This window comes from Dactylosporangium aurantiacum, from assembly GCF_000716715.1.
GTDB classification, from domain to species: domain Bacteria; phylum Actinomycetota; class Actinomycetes; order Mycobacteriales; family Micromonosporaceae; genus Dactylosporangium; species Dactylosporangium aurantiacum.
Window position 1 is genome coordinate 59,917 of the sequence record NZ_JNYJ01000034.1, and the last position, 14,568, is coordinate 74,484.

General features: G+C 74.9%; 16 protein-coding genes. 5 read left to right on the forward strand and 11 right to left on the reverse strand.

Annotated features, from left to right (window positions below; genetic code table 11):
• Nucleotides 1-4: 4 nt before the first annotated feature.
• Entirely contained in the window at nt 5-601 is a 597-nt protein-coding gene (locus OP18_RS32505) for a TetR/AcrR family transcriptional regulator (RefSeq protein WP_033362932.1), read from the reverse strand.
• Nucleotides 602-688: 87 nt separating this feature from the next.
• On the opposite strand from OP18_RS32505, the gene OP18_RS32510 reads away from it, so the two are divergent.
• The gene (locus tag OP18_RS32510) at nt 689-1,831 is read left to right on the forward strand and encodes an FAD-dependent monooxygenase (protein WP_052387668.1); all 1,143 of its coding nucleotides are present in this window, start codon (nt 689-691) and stop codon (nt 1,829-1,831) included.
• On the opposite strand, the gene OP18_RS32515 is transcribed toward OP18_RS32510, so the two are convergent.
• The 3 genes from OP18_RS32515 to OP18_RS58780 all read right to left on the reverse strand — a co-directional run bounded on the left by OP18_RS32515 (nt 1,828) and on the right by OP18_RS58780 (nt 5,207).
• A complete protein-coding gene (locus OP18_RS32515; RefSeq protein ID WP_033362934.1) occupies nt 1,828-2,757 on the reverse strand; it encodes an SMP-30/gluconolactonase/LRE family protein in 930 nt (309 codons plus the stop codon). The genes OP18_RS32510 and OP18_RS32515 overlap by 4 nt on opposite strands.
• Nucleotides 2,758-2,776: 19 nt before the next feature.
• Nucleotides 2,777-4,816 carry a methyl-accepting chemotaxis protein gene (locus OP18_RS53375; protein ID WP_156089954.1) on the reverse strand — a complete coding sequence of 680 codons (2,040 nt, stop codon included), beginning with the start codon at nt 4,814-4,816 and terminating at the stop codon, nt 2,777-2,779.
• 76 nt (nt 4,817-4,892) lie between these two features.
• Nucleotides 4,893-5,207, reverse strand: coding sequence for a C40 family peptidase (locus OP18_RS58780; RefSeq protein WP_052387660.1), 315 nt, complete (start codon nt 5,205-5,207; stop codon nt 4,893-4,895).
• 1 nt (nt 5,208) lies between these two features.
• On the opposite strand from OP18_RS58780, the gene OP18_RS58785 reads away from it, so the two are divergent.
• Both OP18_RS58785 and OP18_RS62015 read left to right on the forward strand, forming a co-directional pair.
• Nucleotides 5,209-5,412 (forward strand): hypothetical protein, encoded by a 204-nt coding sequence (locus OP18_RS58785; protein WP_033362935.1) that lies wholly within the window; start codon nt 5,209-5,211, stop codon nt 5,410-5,412.
• Between the two features lie 551 nt (nt 5,413-5,963).
• A complete protein-coding gene (locus OP18_RS62015) occupies nt 5,964-7,292 on the forward strand; it encodes a diguanylate cyclase domain-containing protein (RefSeq protein WP_156089956.1) in 1,329 nt (442 codons plus the stop codon).
• Between the two features lie 24 nt (nt 7,293-7,316).
• Here OP18_RS62015 and OP18_RS54530 read toward each other — a convergent pair whose 3' ends face one another.
• The gene (locus OP18_RS54530; protein ID WP_063745653.1) at nt 7,317-8,180 is read right to left on the reverse strand and encodes a nuclear transport factor 2 family protein; all 864 of its coding nucleotides are present in this window, start codon (nt 8,178-8,180) and stop codon (nt 7,317-7,319) included.
• A 107-nt stretch (nt 8,181-8,287) separates the two neighbouring features.
• Between OP18_RS54530 and OP18_RS32555 the strand changes: the two genes are divergently transcribed.
• Nucleotides 8,288-9,295, forward strand: coding sequence for a serine hydrolase (locus tag OP18_RS32555; RefSeq protein ID WP_033362937.1), 1,008 nt, complete (start codon nt 8,288-8,290; stop codon nt 9,293-9,295).
• On the opposite strand, the gene OP18_RS32560 is transcribed toward OP18_RS32555, so the two are convergent.
• Complete coding sequence (locus tag OP18_RS32560) at nt 9,273-10,076, reverse strand: alpha/beta fold hydrolase (protein WP_033362966.1); 804 nt, start codon at nt 10,074-10,076, stop codon at nt 9,273-9,275. The genes OP18_RS32555 and OP18_RS32560 overlap by 23 nt on opposite strands.
• A 23-nt stretch (nt 10,077-10,099) precedes the next feature.
• Here OP18_RS32560 and OP18_RS32565 point away from each other — a divergent pair, with 23 nt between their 5' ends.
• Nucleotides 10,100-10,927, forward strand: coding sequence for a transglutaminase domain-containing protein (locus tag OP18_RS32565; RefSeq protein WP_033362938.1), 828 nt, complete (start codon nt 10,100-10,102; stop codon nt 10,925-10,927).
• A 4-nt stretch (nt 10,928-10,931) separates the two neighbouring features.
• Here the strand turns inward: OP18_RS32565 and OP18_RS32570 are convergent, their stop codons facing one another.
• The 5 genes from OP18_RS32570 to OP18_RS32590 form a co-directional block, all read right to left on the reverse strand.
• Nucleotides 10,932-11,639 (reverse strand): hypothetical protein, encoded by a 708-nt coding sequence (locus OP18_RS32570; RefSeq protein ID WP_033362939.1) that lies wholly within the window; start codon nt 11,637-11,639, stop codon nt 10,932-10,934.
• Nucleotides 11,640-11,649: 10 nt separating this feature from the next.
• Entirely contained in the window at nt 11,650-12,234 is a 585-nt protein-coding gene (locus OP18_RS32575) for a DinB family protein (protein WP_033362940.1), read from the reverse strand.
• Nucleotides 12,235-12,315: 81 nt separating this feature from the next.
• A complete protein-coding gene (locus tag OP18_RS32580) occupies nt 12,316-12,906 on the reverse strand; it encodes a pyridoxamine 5'-phosphate oxidase family protein (protein WP_033362941.1) in 591 nt (196 codons plus the stop codon).
• 57 nt (nt 12,907-12,963) lie between these two features.
• A complete protein-coding gene (locus tag OP18_RS32585; RefSeq protein WP_033362942.1) occupies nt 12,964-13,989 on the reverse strand; it encodes a LacI family DNA-binding transcriptional regulator in 1,026 nt (341 codons plus the stop codon).
• Between the two features lie 141 nt (nt 13,990-14,130).
• The gene (locus OP18_RS32590) at nt 14,131-14,559 is read right to left on the reverse strand and encodes an SRPBCC family protein (protein WP_052387662.1); all 429 of its coding nucleotides are present in this window, start codon (nt 14,557-14,559) and stop codon (nt 14,131-14,133) included.
• Nucleotides 14,560-14,568: the final 9 nt, after the last annotated feature.

Sequence of the window (14,568 nt, forward strand, 5' to 3'; positions counted from 1 at the left end):
GCGCTCAGGACGGGGTGGCGGCGGAGGAGCCGGTGATGGCGGCCAGTGCCCGGCGGACCCGGCCGGCGGGGTCCGACCCGGGCGCGGTGGTGAGCGCGGCGTGGTGCACCACGCCGACCGCCGCGAGGGCCAGGGCGTCGGTGTCGGTGCCGGCCGGGATCCGGCCGAGCCGCTGTTCGGCGGCGAGGTAGGCGGCGGCCGCGCCCTCCAGGGCGGCGAGCCCGGCGGTGCCGGCGCCGAGGACGGCCTCCACCCCGGCGGTCAGGTCAGGGCGGTAGGCGGTCAGCCGGGTCGACACCTCGAGGGACCGCAGGGGTGTGCTCAGCAGCGCGTCGGCGAGGTTGCCGGCGGGCGTGCCGGTCCCGGCACGGGCGGGCAGCCCGGCGACGGCGGCGGCGAGCTGGAAGGCGCGGTCGACCGCATACCCGGTGAGGAACGCGTCGAAGTCGGCGAAGTGGGTGTAGAGCAGCCCGGTCGCGACGCCCGCCTCGCGGGTCACGGCCCGCCCGGTGAGCCGCGCCGGCCCGTGCGCGGTGACCACCCGCTCCAGGGCGGCGAACAGCTGCTGCCGGGGCTCGGCGATGGCGACTCCGCGCGGCATGCCGGCAGTCTACCGCCGCTTGCCACCGAAATGAACATCTGCTCATACTAGTTTGAGCATCTGTTCATTCTGGTGGAGGAGGCCGCGGTGCGGCGTGCGGTGATCGTCGGCGCGGGCGTGGCGGGGCTCGCCGCCGCCCTGCGGCTCGGCCGCGACGGGTGGGACACGGTCGTGGTCGAGCGCGCCCCGGCCCGCCGGCGCGGCGGCTACGCGGTGAACCTCCTCGGCGCCGGGTACGACGCCGCGGCCCGCCTCGGCCTGCTGCCCGCCCTCGCCGAGCGGGACCTCGGCCTGTTCCGCACCGTGCTGGTGCGCGCCGACGGGCGGCCCAAGCTGACGGTGCCGGCCGAGGTGGCCGCAGCGGCCCTCGGCGGGCGGGCCGTGTCGGTGTTCCGCGGCGACCTCGAGTCGGTCCTGTTCGACGCGGTCCGCGACCACACCGACCTGCGCCACGGCACCACCGTGCGGGCGGTGGACGGGGACACGGTGCTGCTCAGCGACGGCACCACGGTCGCCGCGGACCTCGTCGTCGGCGCCGACGGCGTGCGCTCGGCGACCCGGGCGGCGGCGTTCGGCGACGGGCACCTGGTCGACCTGCCCTACGTGGTCGGCGCGTTCCCCGTCGCCCACGCGGCGCCGGAGCCGTCCGCCGCGACGTTCATCGGCCCGGGGCGCACCGCGGCGCTGATCGACCTGGGGCCGGGACGGGCGTGCGCGTTCTTCGCGTACCGGTGCGACACGCCCCTCGAAGCGCTGCGCCGCGGCCCGGTCGAGGCGCTCACCGCCACCTTCGGGGACCTGGGCGGCGGCGTCCCCGACGCGCTGCGACAGCTCGGCGGCGACCCCGCCGGCGCGTACTTCGACGCGGTCGGCCAGGTGGTGATGCCCCGGTGGAGCAGCGGCCGCACCGTCCTGCTCGGTGACGCCGCCTGGTGCGTCACGGTCTTCGCCGGGCACGGCGCGGGGCTGGCCCTGGCCGGCGCCGACCGGCTCGGCGCCGCCCTGCGCGAGCACGGCACGGACACCGCGGCGGCCCTCGCGCGGTGGGAGGCGGACCTGCGCCCGGCCGTCGTCAGACGCCAGGCGCAGGCCCGCCGCGGCATGCTGCAGTACGCCCCGCCGACCAGGTTCCACGTCTGGCTGGGCGACCTCATGATCCGCGCGGTCGCCCTGCCTGGGGTGCGTGGCCTCGTCGGCCGGGCCTCGGCCAGGGGCCGGGCCGGGTCCTAGCCGCGGACCGCGACCGCGGTGTACGGCGTCGTCGGGGTCGGCGGCGTGGTGAAGCGGGCGTTGGGCAGGTAGAGCCGGTCGCCGAACTTCGCCACGGTGGTCGGCACGTCGAAGCGCGGGTCGGTCACCGTGCCGCGCAGCGTGCCGTCGCGGCCGTCCCTGGACAGCCGCACGGTGTTGAGCCTGTTGTCGCGGTTCTGCACCACGTACAGGGTGCGCCCGACGGTCAGCAGGCCGTCGCCGTTGACGAACACCAGGTCACCGACCCGGTCGGTCACGCCGGTGGCGGGGTCGATCCGGAACAGGAACCCGGTGCTGGACTGCACGGCGACGAGGGCCCGCCCGTCCGGGGTGACGGTGATGCCGTTGAGGTTCAGGCCGTCGGGGTTGAGCACGAAGTCGCCGGACAGCGGCAGGGTCCGGAACGTCGCGGACAGCTCGCCGTGCCGGCCGATCGGCACCGCATAGATGACGGCCTTGTTGGAGTCGGTGAAGTAGGCGGCCCGCTCGGTGAGCACGACGTCGTTGACGAAGGTGGGTGCGGTGGCGAACTGGTAGGAGCGCAGCACGGCGCCGGTACGCACGTCGATGACACGGGCGTTGCCGGCGGTGCCGCCGGCGACGAAGAGCCGGCCGCGCCGGTCGGTCTTCAGGCCCAGCGACGGGGTGCCGACCGCCGGGCTGATCACGGCGCCGGTGCCGGTGATGAGGTCGGCCCGGTAGATGCGGCCGTCGGCGCGGGAGCCGAAGTACGCGAACGGGCCCGGCCCGGTCGCGATCCCCTCCGGCTGGAAGCCGTCGGGCAGGTCGATCGTGGCCGGCAGCGGGGTGGCCTGCGGACCGTTCGAGGCGTGCGCCGGTGCGGACACCAGCGCCGTCGCCACCGCGACGGTCAGGATGGCTGTGACGCGCAGGTATTTCGACATGTCGTGGTGTACCCCGAATTCAGCCGTTCGCGTTCATGTGCCGGTCGATGCGGTCCACGGCGTCCGGCGGCGGCGCCAGGAACTGCAGCCCCAGCTCGGTGTGCCCGCCCTGCGCGACGCAGTGCACGACCTGGCAGTGCAGGCGCAGCGGCGCCCGGCCCGCGACGCTGTCGAGGGTGAGCTCGACGTCGAGGGTGTCCCCGGCGCGCAGCGGCACCGTGCCCTCGGCCTGGCAGCGCATCCCGCCGTGGCTGAGGTCCTGCAGCTCGGCGGGGACGATGTCGCGCCCGCCGGCGAGGGCGAGGCGTGCCGGCCCGGTCGCGGCGATGCGTTCGGCGTGGCGGCGCTCCAGCTTCTCCGCCAGCGCCGACATCTGCTCGATGCGGTCCATGGTGCCGTTGACCTGCCGGTCCAGGACGTCCACGACCGCGTGCTGGTCGACGGCGACGTGCCGCAGCACGCCGGTGGCCTCGCCGATGCCGCCGACCCCGGCGACCATCGCGGCGATGGTGGCGGTCATGTCGGCGGCGCTGCGTTCCAGGGTGGTGAGGGTCGAGGCGATCTGCTCGGTCGACTGGGCGGTGGTGCCGGCGAGGTCCTTGACCTCGTTCGCCACGACGGTGAAGCCGCGGCCGGCCTCGCCCGCCCGGGCGGCCTCGATGGTGGCGTTGAGGGCGAGCAGCCGGGTCTGCGCGGCGATGCCGGCGATGAGCTGGGTGGTGCCGTCGACCTGGCGGAGGCTCTCGCCGAGGGCGGCGACGACCTGCTCGGCGCGCTGTGCCCGCGCCACGACCGACGCGGTGGCGTGGTCGGCCTCGGTGACGCGCTCCTCGATGGTGCGCGCGGCGTCGCGGACGGCGTCGACCTGGGCGCGCACGTCGCGCAGCTCGCGGGAGATCTCGCCGACGGACTCGTCCACCACGCCCTGGGCGCGTTCCCGCAGCTGACGCTGCGCCTCCCGCTGCTGCTCGAAGGAGGCGTGCAGCTGCTCCTCCCGGACCCGCTGCGCCTGGCGCAGCTCGGAGTCCTGCTCGGCGAGGCGGGACCGGGCCTTGCGCAGCGCCCGGCCGAGGTCGCCCAGCTCGTCGCGGCCGTCGGGCAGCTCCCGCTCGGCGAGGTCGCCGTCGGCGGTGGCGACGACGCCGGCGCAGGCGAGGTTCACGTCGTGCCGGGTGCGCCACCAGACGGCGGCGGCCAGCCACAGCGCGACGACCAGCCCGGCGGTGGTGGCGGTGAGGTTGATCAGCCGGTCCCGGCGCAGCTGCGCGAGGCGGGCGTCGAGCAGCCGGTGCAGGGCCTCGACGGTCGGTGCCACGGCGGCGGACACGGCCGGGGCGCCGGCGAACGCGGCCGGGCCGGGTGTGCCGAGCGTGGCGCTGAGCGTGGCGCCGAGCGCCGCGACGGCGTCGGCGGCGGGGCCGAGCGTGCCGAGCCGGGCGCCGAGGCCCTTGTCGGCGGTGTTGCGGGTGGCGGTGGTGACCGCCGCACGGATCCCGGCGGCCGTGTTCTCGAGGGTGCCGGCGAGGACCGCCTGGGCGGCCATGCGGTCGCCGGCCGGGGCGCCGCTGTCCGGCGTGGCCGCGCCCGCCGCCGCCAGCATGGCCTCGGGCAGGTCCACGACGAGGATGTCCATGACGTAGAACGAGTCGAGGTCCGGGTCGAGGATGAGGTTGGACGTGTCGCCGGCCGCCGTGACGAGTTCGGCGATCGCGGTGGCGGCGGGCAGCGTGCCCTGCGCGGCGGTGACCGCGTCCATCGCGGAGCCGAGCCCGAGGTCCGGGTGGGCGGCGACGGCGGCCCGCAGCGGCGCCAGGTCCGGGGTGTGGCCGCCGGCCAGCTCGGCCATCGCGTCCAGCGCCGGGCGGAGCACCTCGGTGCCGTCGACCTCGGCGCTGGTGAAGTCGACCCGCCGGTTCACGGATCCGGTGTACGCCCAGGTCGCGCCGAGCCCGGGCAGCAGGAGCACCACGCACAGCAGCGCGAGGCGGGTGCTGGTGCGGACCCGGTCCGCGAGCCAGAGTGCCGGCACCAGCAGCGACGGCCGTCCAGATGCGGTCACCCCGGTTGCATCGGCGTTGCCGAGCGGTTCCTGAGGGTTTCGGACACGCGGGCCCGAAACCCTCAGGAACGAGGGGCTACAGGAACCGGTACGCCGTGCCGCCGCGCACCGGGGCGACCCGTACGCCGGAGCTGGGGTTGGCGGCCTCGACCATCTTGCCGCCGCCGATGTAGATGGCGACGTGGCCGGAGGTGTGGATGACGTCGCCGGGCATCCACTGCCCGGACGGCACCCGCCGGCCCTTGGCGGCGATCTGCTCGCTCTGGTGCGGCAGCTTGATGCCGACCTTCGCGTACGCCGCGGCGACCAGGCCGCTGCAGTCGTACGTGTTGGGGCCGGAGGTGGCGTACACGTACCGCTTGCCGACCTGGGCGAGGGCGAAGGACACCACGGTGCCGGCCGCGCCCGACGGCGGCTTGACGGTGGTGGTGGACCCGCTGGAGCCGGAGGTCTTCTTCGGCGCCGGCTTCTTCGTGGTCGCCGGCTTCGATGCCGCGGGGGGCGCGGCCGCGGGGCGGCTGTCGGCGTCCGGGACGCTCGGCGCGCTGCGGGCGGTGAGCCGCAGGGTCCGGTACGCCTTGTCGGCGTGCTCGTAGGCGGCCAGCTGCGCCTCCTGGTCGGCGATCGCGACCGCCGGGTCGAGGCTGAGCTCGTTCGGTGCCGGTTGGGCCGCGGCCGCGGAAGGTCCGAGCCAGACGGCGGTGAGGGCGAGGGCGGTGGTGCCGGCTGCGATGCGGTGCAGCGGCTGGCGTGCGTTCAGGATGACTCCATGGTCGGCCCGGTGCTCGCATGCGTGTCTCGGGGATGCCTGCCGCTGTGGTAGCCGGCCGGGCCCCGAAGTACCGGGCGTAACGGACGAAATGGTGCGCGGCCGTCATGAGGGCCGTGGGCGACGCTAACCACTCGCCCCGCCGGACGTTGGCGGGCGTGAAATCATTCACAGCCACCATTGCCCGCCTGGATCCGTGTATCGCCGGAAATGTCCAACCCGAACGGCCCCTGCCGTCCAACCGGACGACCGACCGCTGCGGATGACCCCCGGAGGACCGCGACGGCAACCGCGTTGCACCGCGTCGGACGTGCCCGGCCCCGGCGGCCCGCTTAGCTTCCGCCGCGCCGGGCCGATGTCTGCGGTGTGTACCAGCGGATGCGGCGCTGGGCGGGTGACCGCCGGATCGCCACGAAGATCATCAGCGTGTCGCTCGTCGTCACGGCGATCTTCACCGCGTCCGGCGTCGTCGGCCTGCTCAACCTGCGCCGCCTCGTCGCCGAGCAGGACCGCGAGTACCGCGTCAACGTCGTGGCCCTCGCCCGGATGACCGCCGTGCGCTCCGCCGTCGGCGCCCAGCAGGAGTCCGTGCTGTCCTACATCCTGTCCGAGCCCGGCTTCTACCGCGATTCGTACGCCACGGTCATCGCCGAGACCGACGAGGCCATCGACACCGACGTCGAGGCGCTCACCCGCATCGGTCTGCCCGCCGCCGAGCACGAGCGCCTGCGCGCGTTCGCCGCGACCATCACCGTGTGGCGCACCGCCCGCGACGACGCGCTGGCCGCCGCCCGCGCCGGCGACCAGCGCAGAGCCGCCTCGGCCGTGCTGGTGCGCTCCGAGGCCATCGCCCGTGCCGTCAAGGACCGCGCGAGCGGCTTCCTGGACCAGCTCGTCGACGCCGTCGCCGAGGGCGCCCGCCGTACCCGGGCCAACAGCGTGCGCACCGCCCAGCTCACGGGCGTGCTGCTCGGCGTCGGCGCGATCACCGCCGTGCTGCTGTCGGTGCTCGCCGCGCGCACCATCTCCCGGCCGCTGCGCGAGGTCGTCGACGTCCTCGCCCGGGTGGCCCGCGGCGACCTGAGCCGCCGCGTCGAGCTGGACCGCGACGACGAGGTGGGCCAGATGGGCCGGTCCCTCAACGAGACCCTCGGCGTGCTGCGCACCGCGTTCGAGGAGGTGCACCACCGCGCGTCCCACGACGGGCTCACCGGCCTGGCGAACCGGGCCCTGCTGCGCGAGCGGCTCGCCGCCGCCCGCGGCAACGCCCTGGCCGGGCTGCCGGTGGCGATCCTGCTCGTCGACCTCGACGGGTTCAAACAGGTCAACGACGCGCACGGGCACGTCGCCGGCGACCACCTGCTCACCGTCGTCGCCGAGCGGCTCCTCGCCGGGGTGCGCCCCTGCGACACCGTGGCCCGCCTCGGCGGCGACGAGTTCGCGGTGCTGCTGGACGGCATGGACTCCCGCGAGGCCGTCGACGCCGTCGCCGACCGGCTCCTCACCGCGCTGCAGGTGCCCACCGGCCACCACGGCGCCACGATCACCCCGCAGGCGAGCATCGGGGTGTCGCTGTGGGACGGCGACGCGCCGATCGACGCCCTCATGCACGACGCCGACGTCGCCATGTACGCGGCGAAGACCGGCGGCAAGGGCCGGGTCGCGCACGCCCACCCGAACGCGCCGACCGGCGCGCGCACGCCCTGACCGCGCCGGCCGGCGCGCGCACGCTCACCTGAATGCGTCGGCCGGGTCCGCGTAGGCCATCATCAGCACGACCCTGCCGTCCTCGACGGTGAACACGTCGGCGACCGTCGCCTCGGCGTGGCTGCCGTCGCGCAGTACCCCCCACACGTGGTGCACCACGACGATCTGCTCGCCGCGGCGGTGCGCGACCGGCTCCGAGTGCAGCTCCGCCCACCCCTCGTAGGAGGCGCGCAGGTACGCCGCGACCGCGGCCGGGCCGCGATGGTGCCCGCCGCCGGGGAACTCGTCCGGCTCGACCCAGTCCACGTCGGGCGCCAGGTCCCGCACCGCGGCGTCGATGTCACCCCGGGCGAACGCGGCGTAGGCGCGCAGCACCAGCGCGGTGTCCGGGTCGAGCTCCTCCGCCGTGTAGGTCCCGCCGCCCGAGCTGTGCCGCGGCGCCGGGCGGTCCCGCTCCCGGGAGTACCGCCGCTGCTGGCTGCCGGGTCCGGTCCGCGCCGTCACCGGCAGCGCCACCAGGTGCACCCCGTCGGGGGCGGCGAGCCGGCCGTGGCCCCACCGCACCCACACCGCGACGCGCCCGGCGCCGGCCTCCGCGGCGAGCTTGTCGACCGTGCGCCGCCGGTCGCCGTGGTCGACCTCGACCACCACCGGCGGCCCGTCCGGCCGGGCGAACGCGACGTCGACGACGGAGTGCTGCCGCTCGTACGGCGCGGGCAGCCGCACGACGCTCGCCGCCCGGCGGTAGCTGCGCCACCCCCGCGCCTCGCCCCACGCCACGACCGCGTCCACGATGAGCGCGGTGACCTCCTCGGCGCCGCGGTCGGTGAACGTGATCGGCTGCAGCGCCTCGGCCAGATCCGGGACGATGTCCGCGACGATGTCCATGCGAAAACGCTACAAGGCAGACGCCGCAGGGCGCCGCGACGTTGCAAGCGCGGCAGATGGGATTTGTCATCTTGAATCGGTCATGGCGCGTGGTTAGCGTCCGGAACATGACGAACCAGCTCACCCGCCGCGCCGCCATCGCGCTCGGCGCCGGTGCCGCCGCCGTCCCCATCGTCGGCTCCCCGGCCGCGGCGGCGCCGTCCGCCGAGCGCTCGCTGCCGCCCGCCGAGCGGATCCGCCGCGTCTACGAGCGGCAGAAGGCCAGGGCCGGCGGCACCTGGCACTCCCACATCGCCCTGGTCGACGCGGCCGGGGTGCCGCAGCCCGTCGTGCAGGACGACGCCGACCACGTCACCAAGGGCTACAGCGTGCAGAAGCTCGCCGTGGCCACCGCCGTCATGGACAAGATCGACCGCGGCGAGCTGTCCCTCGGCCAGAAGCTCGACCTGCGGGCCGACATCATCCTCGGCGGCACCGGCATCTACTTCCTGCACACCGTGTGGGGCGACGAGATCACCGTCGCCAACTTCCTCACCGCGATGCTGCTGGTGTCGGACAACACCGCGGTACGCATGTGCGGCCGGGTCGTACCCGCCCTGGAGATCAACGAGATCCTCGCCTCGAAGGGGTTCGTGCACACCCGGGTCGAGCCGGTCGCCAACCCGAACCGGTTCTTCCTCGGCGACACCACCCCGCGCGAGATCCACGACCTGCTGTGGCGGCTGGCCACGAAGACGCTGCTGAGCCCGGCGTCCTGCGACTTCCTGCTGGGCATCCTGCGCTGGATCAACGGCTACCACGACGGCATCCGGCGCAACATGTCCTCCGAGGAGCGCAGCCGGGTCGCGTCGAAGTACGGCCAGGACTTCAACACCCTCGGCGCGTCCCGGCACGAGGCCGGCGTCATGTTCGGCGCCGACGGCGCCCCGGCGCTGGTGTACGGGCTGTTCGCGGAGGGCCTCGGCGACCTGGACAACTACGGCGCGACCCACCCCGCGGTCGAGGCGCACGCCGTGCTGGGCCGGACCATGTTCGACGTCATCAGCCGCACGACGGTGCCCGCCGTCACGGCGAAGCAGCCGCTGCGGCCCTTCACCGCGGTCGACGGGGGCTGACCCGGGCCAGGACCGCATCGAGGAGCCGGTCCGGCGCCTCGTCGGGGATCCAGTGGCTGACGCCCTCCAGGGTCACGAACCGGTAGTCTCCGGTCACGTGCGCCGCGCACCGCCGGGCGGCGTGACCGGAGATCGCCACGTCCCGGTCGCTCCAGACGTACGTGGTCGGCACGGTGACCGGTCCGATGCCCTTGAGGTCGTGGCCGGAGGCCGACCGGTACCAGTTGAGGGCGCCGGTCAGGGAGTCCGGCGGCAGCGTCGGGTTGCCGCCCGCGATGCGCCGCAGCAGCGCCCCGCCGCGGGCGGACAGCACCTTCTCCGGCAGCCACGGGGTGCGGAAGAACAGCATGTAGGCCGACCGGACCGCCTGGGCGGGATCCTTCTTGACCGAGGTCGCGTAGGCCAGGGGGTGCGGCACGGACACGGCGGTCAGCGTGCGCACCCGGTCCGGGTGGCGGGCCGCGACGTGCCACGCGACCACGGCACCCCAGTCGTGCCCGACGACGTGCGCGTCCGGCAGCCCCAGCGCGTCGAGGACGGCGACGGCGTCGGCGACGGTCTCGGCCATCCGGTACGCGGCGCTGCCCGCCGGCCGGGCACCGGGGGAGTAGCCGCGCTGGTCCAGGGCGAACGTGCGCAGGCCGGCGTCGTGCAGCCCGCCGGTGATCCCGTCCCACTCCCGGCTGTCCTGCGGAAACCCGTGCAGCAGCAGGACCGGGTCGCCGTCGGCGGGGCCGCCGGCACGCACGTCGAAGGTCAACCCGCGAACGTCGATGCGCATCCGGTGACGGTACATTGAGGCGCATGGTCGATCGGTACCGGTCGCAGTCCGCCTACAGTGACCCGGGACCGCACGCGGCGCTGCTCGACAGGGTGCCGACGGACGTTCCCGGCCTGGTCGGCGTGGTGCGCAACGTGATCGTGCACTACTACGCGCAGGGCCTGTCCTTTGTGGGCGAACGACTTGCCGAGGTCGACTCGCGGTGGGTGTCGCGGATCCTGACCGTGGACCGGTCCCGGCACACCCGCCCGCTCGGCGCGCCCCGCGAGCCGAAGTCCCGGGTGGTCGGCTGCGCCCGCGACTTCGCCCTGCTGACCGTCGCCACGCTGCGCCACCGCCGGGTCGCCGCCCGTACCCGCATCGGCTTCGCCGGCTACTTCGGCGACGCGTTCCACTACGACCACGTGGTGGCCGAGTACTGGAACGGCGAGCGCTGGGTCCGCGTCGACGCCCAGCTCGACCCGGGCACCGGCGACGTCGACCCGTTCGACGTGCGCCGGTTCATCACCGCCGCCGAGGCGTGGACCGCGCACCGCCGCGAGGAGATCGACCCCGACAACTTCGGTGCGGACCCGGTCGGGCCGTACCGCGGCCATCGCTTCCTGCTCGACCAGGTCCGCCACGAGCTGGCCCACCGCCAGCGCGACGAGCTGCTGCTGTGGGACGAGTGGGGGTCGATGGACGAGGACCTCGCCGACTGGGTCGCGCAGCGCCTCGTCGCCGCCGACGCGGGTGACGCCGCGGCGGAGGACGAGCTGGCCGCCCGCTACGCCGCCGACCCGGCCCTGCACCCCGGCGGCCGGGTGCACTGCGTCTCGCCGAGCGGGCTGGACGCCTGGGTCGACGTCTGACGGGTCAGGGCGGGGCCGGCTGCGCCGCGTAGAGGGCGTCGAAGACCGGCAGCGGGTTCAGCGTCGTGGACGACCGGGCCCGGTCGCCGGCGATCAGCGCCGAGCAGGTCGGGTCGACGAGCACCGCGACGGGCGGCTGCCCCTGGTACGTGAACACCAGGCTGAGCTGGACCGGCCACGTGATCGGCAGGCACGCCTGGTCCGCCGCGACGGGCGGCAGCGCGTTGAGGACCGCGGTGAGGCGGTCGACGCCGGTGGTGAGCACCCTCGGCACGGCCGCGCCGGTGCCCGGCGGCGCGGCCGTGCCCGTGCCGGGTGGCGTGGTCGTGCCGGGCGCGGGGCGGCCGGGCCGGGTCGCGGCCAGGGGTGTCTCGCACCGGGTGACGGTGGTGGCGCCGGGCGGGACGAGGAGACCGCCCGCGTCGGTGGGCACCAGCCCGCCGACCCGCAGCGGCACCTCGGCGCAGTTCACCGCGGACCAGGCCGCGCCCGAGGCGAACGGTGACGCGCCCGGCGACGGCGGCGCCATCGACGGCGACGCCGCCGCGCCGCCGGAAGCTCCCGGCGGGCCGCCCGGCGCCGCGCCGGCCGTGACGCCTGAGGTGCCTGGGGTGCCCGCGACGCCGGGGTCCGGGGGCGTGCCGGCGAGCGCCGCGGCGCCGCTCGCGGCGAGCGCCGCGGCGGCGAGCGTCACCGGGACGGGGACGGCCATGCCCTCCAGGCTAGGCGGGCCGCTCCCCGGCGGTGGCGGGTTGCCAGGGCTGCACCCATGGCGTCGCCGGCCAGCCCTCGGCGGCGGCCATCAGCGGCCAGCAGGTGGCGCCGTCGACGCCCTCCCTGACGATGTCGGCGTGCCCGGCGTGGCGGGCGGTCTCCTCGATGAGGTGCAGCAGCACCCAGCGCACCGACCAGTGCTCGACGTCGTCGGGGAACCACGGCACGCCCTTCGGCACCGGCACGGGCCGGCCCATGTCCTCGATCCCGGCGACCGCCGCGGCGGTCTCCTCGGCGGCCTTCGCGTAGTCGGCGAGGACCTCGGCGAGGGTCTCGTCCTCGCGGAGGCGGAAACCGTCCTCGTAGTCGACGGCCTGACCGGGCTCCCGCAGCATGATCGACACCCAGTTGCGCTCCATCTGGGCGAGGTGCTTGACCAGGCCGCCGACGGTGAGGCTGCTCGCGGTCGGCGCGAGCCGGGCCTGCTCGTCGGTGAGGCCGTAGGCGGCGTTGCGCACGCCCTGCCGCTGCTGGTCCAGGAAGGCGAGCAGCCCTGAGCGCTCGTCGGCGACCGGTGGCACGTTACCTGGCATGGCGGTGACCCTTCTCCGCGGGACTGATGGACACCATCCTGCCCAGGGTTGCGGCCAGTTTCTGTCCGCAACCGGAACCTGTCACCCGGCGGGTGTCGGCGGCAGCGGCAGCGGCAGGCCGGGCAGCCCGTCGAGGCTGGTGGCGACGTGCTCCTTGCCGGCGAAGTAGCGGTCCAGTGACGCGTCGTCCTCCCGGGCGAAGCGCTTGGCGTGCAGGTCGCGGTCGGCGTCGTACGTCATGAACGGCACCGCGTAGCCGCACGTGTCGCGAATCAGCTCGGCGTGCACGACGATGATCGCGCGCAGCCCGTGCTGGGTGGTGTCGATGCCCGGGAAGTGCGGCATCAGCTGCGCCCAGCGCGGGTCGTCGCGGAACACCGGCTCGCCGCGGCCGTGCACCCGCACGATGTTGGGCGGCCCGTCGAACGCGCACCACATGAGCGTGATCCGCCCGTTCTCGCGCAGGTGCGCGATCGTCTCGGCGTTGCTGCCGGCGAAGTCGAGGTATGCCACGGTGTGCTCGTCGAGCACGGCGAACGACCCGGTGAGCCCTTTCGGGGACAGGTTCACGGTGCCGTCGCCGGACAGCGGTGCGGTCGCGGTGAAGAAGATGTGCTGCGCCTCGATGAAGGTGCGCAGCCGGCCGTCGATACGTTCGTACACCTTGCCCATGCCGCCATCCTCCCGCTCACCGGGCGTGGGCGTCAGCCCCGTTTCCCATGACGGCGGTTACAGCGGCAGCAGCGCCGGCGCGGCCGTGCTCTCCCGGACCACGAGCCTGGTGGCCAGCTCGATGCGGGTCGACTCGATCCGCTCGCCGGCGATGATGCGCAGCAGGGTGCGGGCGGCGGCGACCCCCATCTCGTGCAGCGGCTGGCGGACCGTGGTCAGCGGCGGCGCCGTCCACTCGGCGAAGTTGAGGTCGTCGAAGCCGACCACGCTCACGTCGTGCGGCACGCTGCGCCCGGCCTGCCGCAGCGCCTCGTAGACGCCGGTCGCCTGCTGGTCGCTGCCGGCGAAGATCGCGGTCGGCGGGTCGGGCAGGGCCAGGAAGCCGGCCATCGCCCGCAGCCCGCCGTCGTGGTGAAAGTTTCCGTACCGCACCAGGTGCCGGTCGGCGACGAGCCCCGCGGACTCCAGCGCCGCGCGGTAGCCGGCGATGCGGGCGCGGGTGCACTGCAGCTGCTCCGGCCCGCCGATCGCGGCGATGCGCCGGTGCCCGAGCCCGACGAGGTGCTCGGTGGCCGCGTAGCCGCCGGCGAAGTTGGTCGCGCCGATCGACGGCACGTCCGGCGGCGGCTGGCTGACCCCGTCGACGACCACGAACGGCATGCTGCGGCGCGACAGCTCGGCCCGCTGGTGCTCGCTGAGCTCGGACAGCACCAGGATCGCCCCCTGCGAGCCGCGGGCCAGCAGCGACTCCAGCCACCGCCGGGTGAGGCTCTCCCGGTTGTGCACGGACGACACGACCAGGCCCAGGCCGGCGGCCTCGACGACCTCCTCGACGCCGGTGAGGATCGACAGGCCCCAGACGCTGTCCAGCTCGTTGATGACCAGGTCGACGAGGTCGCTGCGGCGGCCGGGCCGGCGGGAGGCGTGCGGGCGCTGGTAGCCGCGGTCGGCGAGCAGCTGCTCGATGTGTTTGCGGGTGGCGACGGAGACGTCGGTGTGCCCGTTGAGCACCTTCGACACGGTCGAGATGGCCACGTTCGCCTCGCGGGCGATCTCCGCCATGGTCGGCCGCTTCGTCACCATGCCGCACCCTCCCGTCACCGGCGCGGCATTTCGAAAGTTTCGGCCACGCACTGTCCTGATCAGGGACCGTACACCTCCCGAAGCATAGACGAAATACCCTCGAAACTTTCGGCCCGCTGACGGTGTCCGGGGACGGCCGGGTCAGCCGGTCCGGGTCGCCTCGGCGCGCAGCCCTTCGCCCTCCATCGCCATGTACCGCCGGACCAGGCCCGAGTAGAACAGCAGGGTCGGGCGGGCCAGGGGGCCGGCGAAGGACAGCGTGAGCGCCGCGGTGCAGGTGCCGTCGCCGGCGTCGGTGGCCCAGTGCCCGGCGACGTTGCGGATGCCGGGCGAGCGCGACGTCCACTCGAACCCGGTCGGGCCGACCTTCGTCACGGTCCACGTCGACGGCGGCAGCTTCGGCTGCTTGACCACGACGGTCTCGCCGACGCGCAGCGGGCCCGTCCCGGAGCGCTCCACTGTGGACACCGAGGCCGTCCAGCGCGGCCACTGCGCCACGTCGCACATGATGCGGCCGACCACCTCGGCCGGGGCGCCGACGGGCACCGTTTCGGAGAACTCGATCGTCATGCCCGACAG

What these genes read in the sequence shown, in the direction of transcription:
- OP18_RS32560 (WP_033362966.1), bottom strand. Translation starts at nt 10,076, where the DNA reads ATGCGCATCGACGTTCGCGGGTTGACCTTCGACGTGCGTGCCGGCGGC.
- OP18_RS32590 (WP_052387662.1), bottom strand. Translation starts at nt 14,559, where the DNA reads ATGACGATCGAGTTCTCCGAAACGGTGCCCGTCGGCGCCCCGGCCGAG.
- OP18_RS54530 (WP_063745653.1), bottom strand. Translation starts at nt 8,180, where the DNA reads ATGGACATCGTCGCGGACATCGTCCCGGATCTGGCCGAGGCGCTGCAG.
- OP18_RS32565 (WP_033362938.1), top strand. Translation starts at nt 10,100, where the DNA reads ATGGTCGATCGGTACCGGTCGCAGTCCGCCTACAGTGACCCGGGACCG.
- OP18_RS62015 (WP_156089956.1), top strand. Translation starts at nt 5,964, where the DNA reads ATGCGGCGCTGGGCGGGTGACCGCCGGATCGCCACGAAGATCATCAGC.
- OP18_RS32555 (WP_033362937.1), top strand. Translation starts at nt 8,288, where the DNA reads ATGACGAACCAGCTCACCCGCCGCGCCGCCATCGCGCTCGGCGCCGGT.
- OP18_RS32585 (WP_033362942.1), bottom strand. Translation starts at nt 13,989, where the DNA reads ATGGTGACGAAGCGGCCGACCATGGCGGAGATCGCCCGCGAGGCGAAC.
- OP18_RS32515 (WP_033362934.1), bottom strand. Translation starts at nt 2,757, where the DNA reads ATGTCGAAATACCTGCGCGTCACAGCCATCCTGACCGTCGCGGTGGCG.
- OP18_RS32580 (WP_033362941.1), bottom strand. Translation starts at nt 12,906, where the DNA reads ATGGGCAAGGTGTACGAACGTATCGACGGCCGGCTGCGCACCTTCATC.
- OP18_RS32570 (WP_033362939.1), bottom strand. Translation starts at nt 11,639, where the DNA reads ATGGCCGTCCCCGTCCCGGTGACGCTCGCCGCCGCGGCGCTCGCCGCG.
- OP18_RS32575 (WP_033362940.1), bottom strand. Translation starts at nt 12,234, where the DNA reads ATGCCAGGTAACGTGCCACCGGTCGCCGACGAGCGCTCAGGGCTGCTC.
- OP18_RS32505 (WP_033362932.1), bottom strand. Translation starts at nt 601, where the DNA reads ATGCCGCGCGGAGTCGCCATCGCCGAGCCCCGGCAGCAGCTGTTCGCC.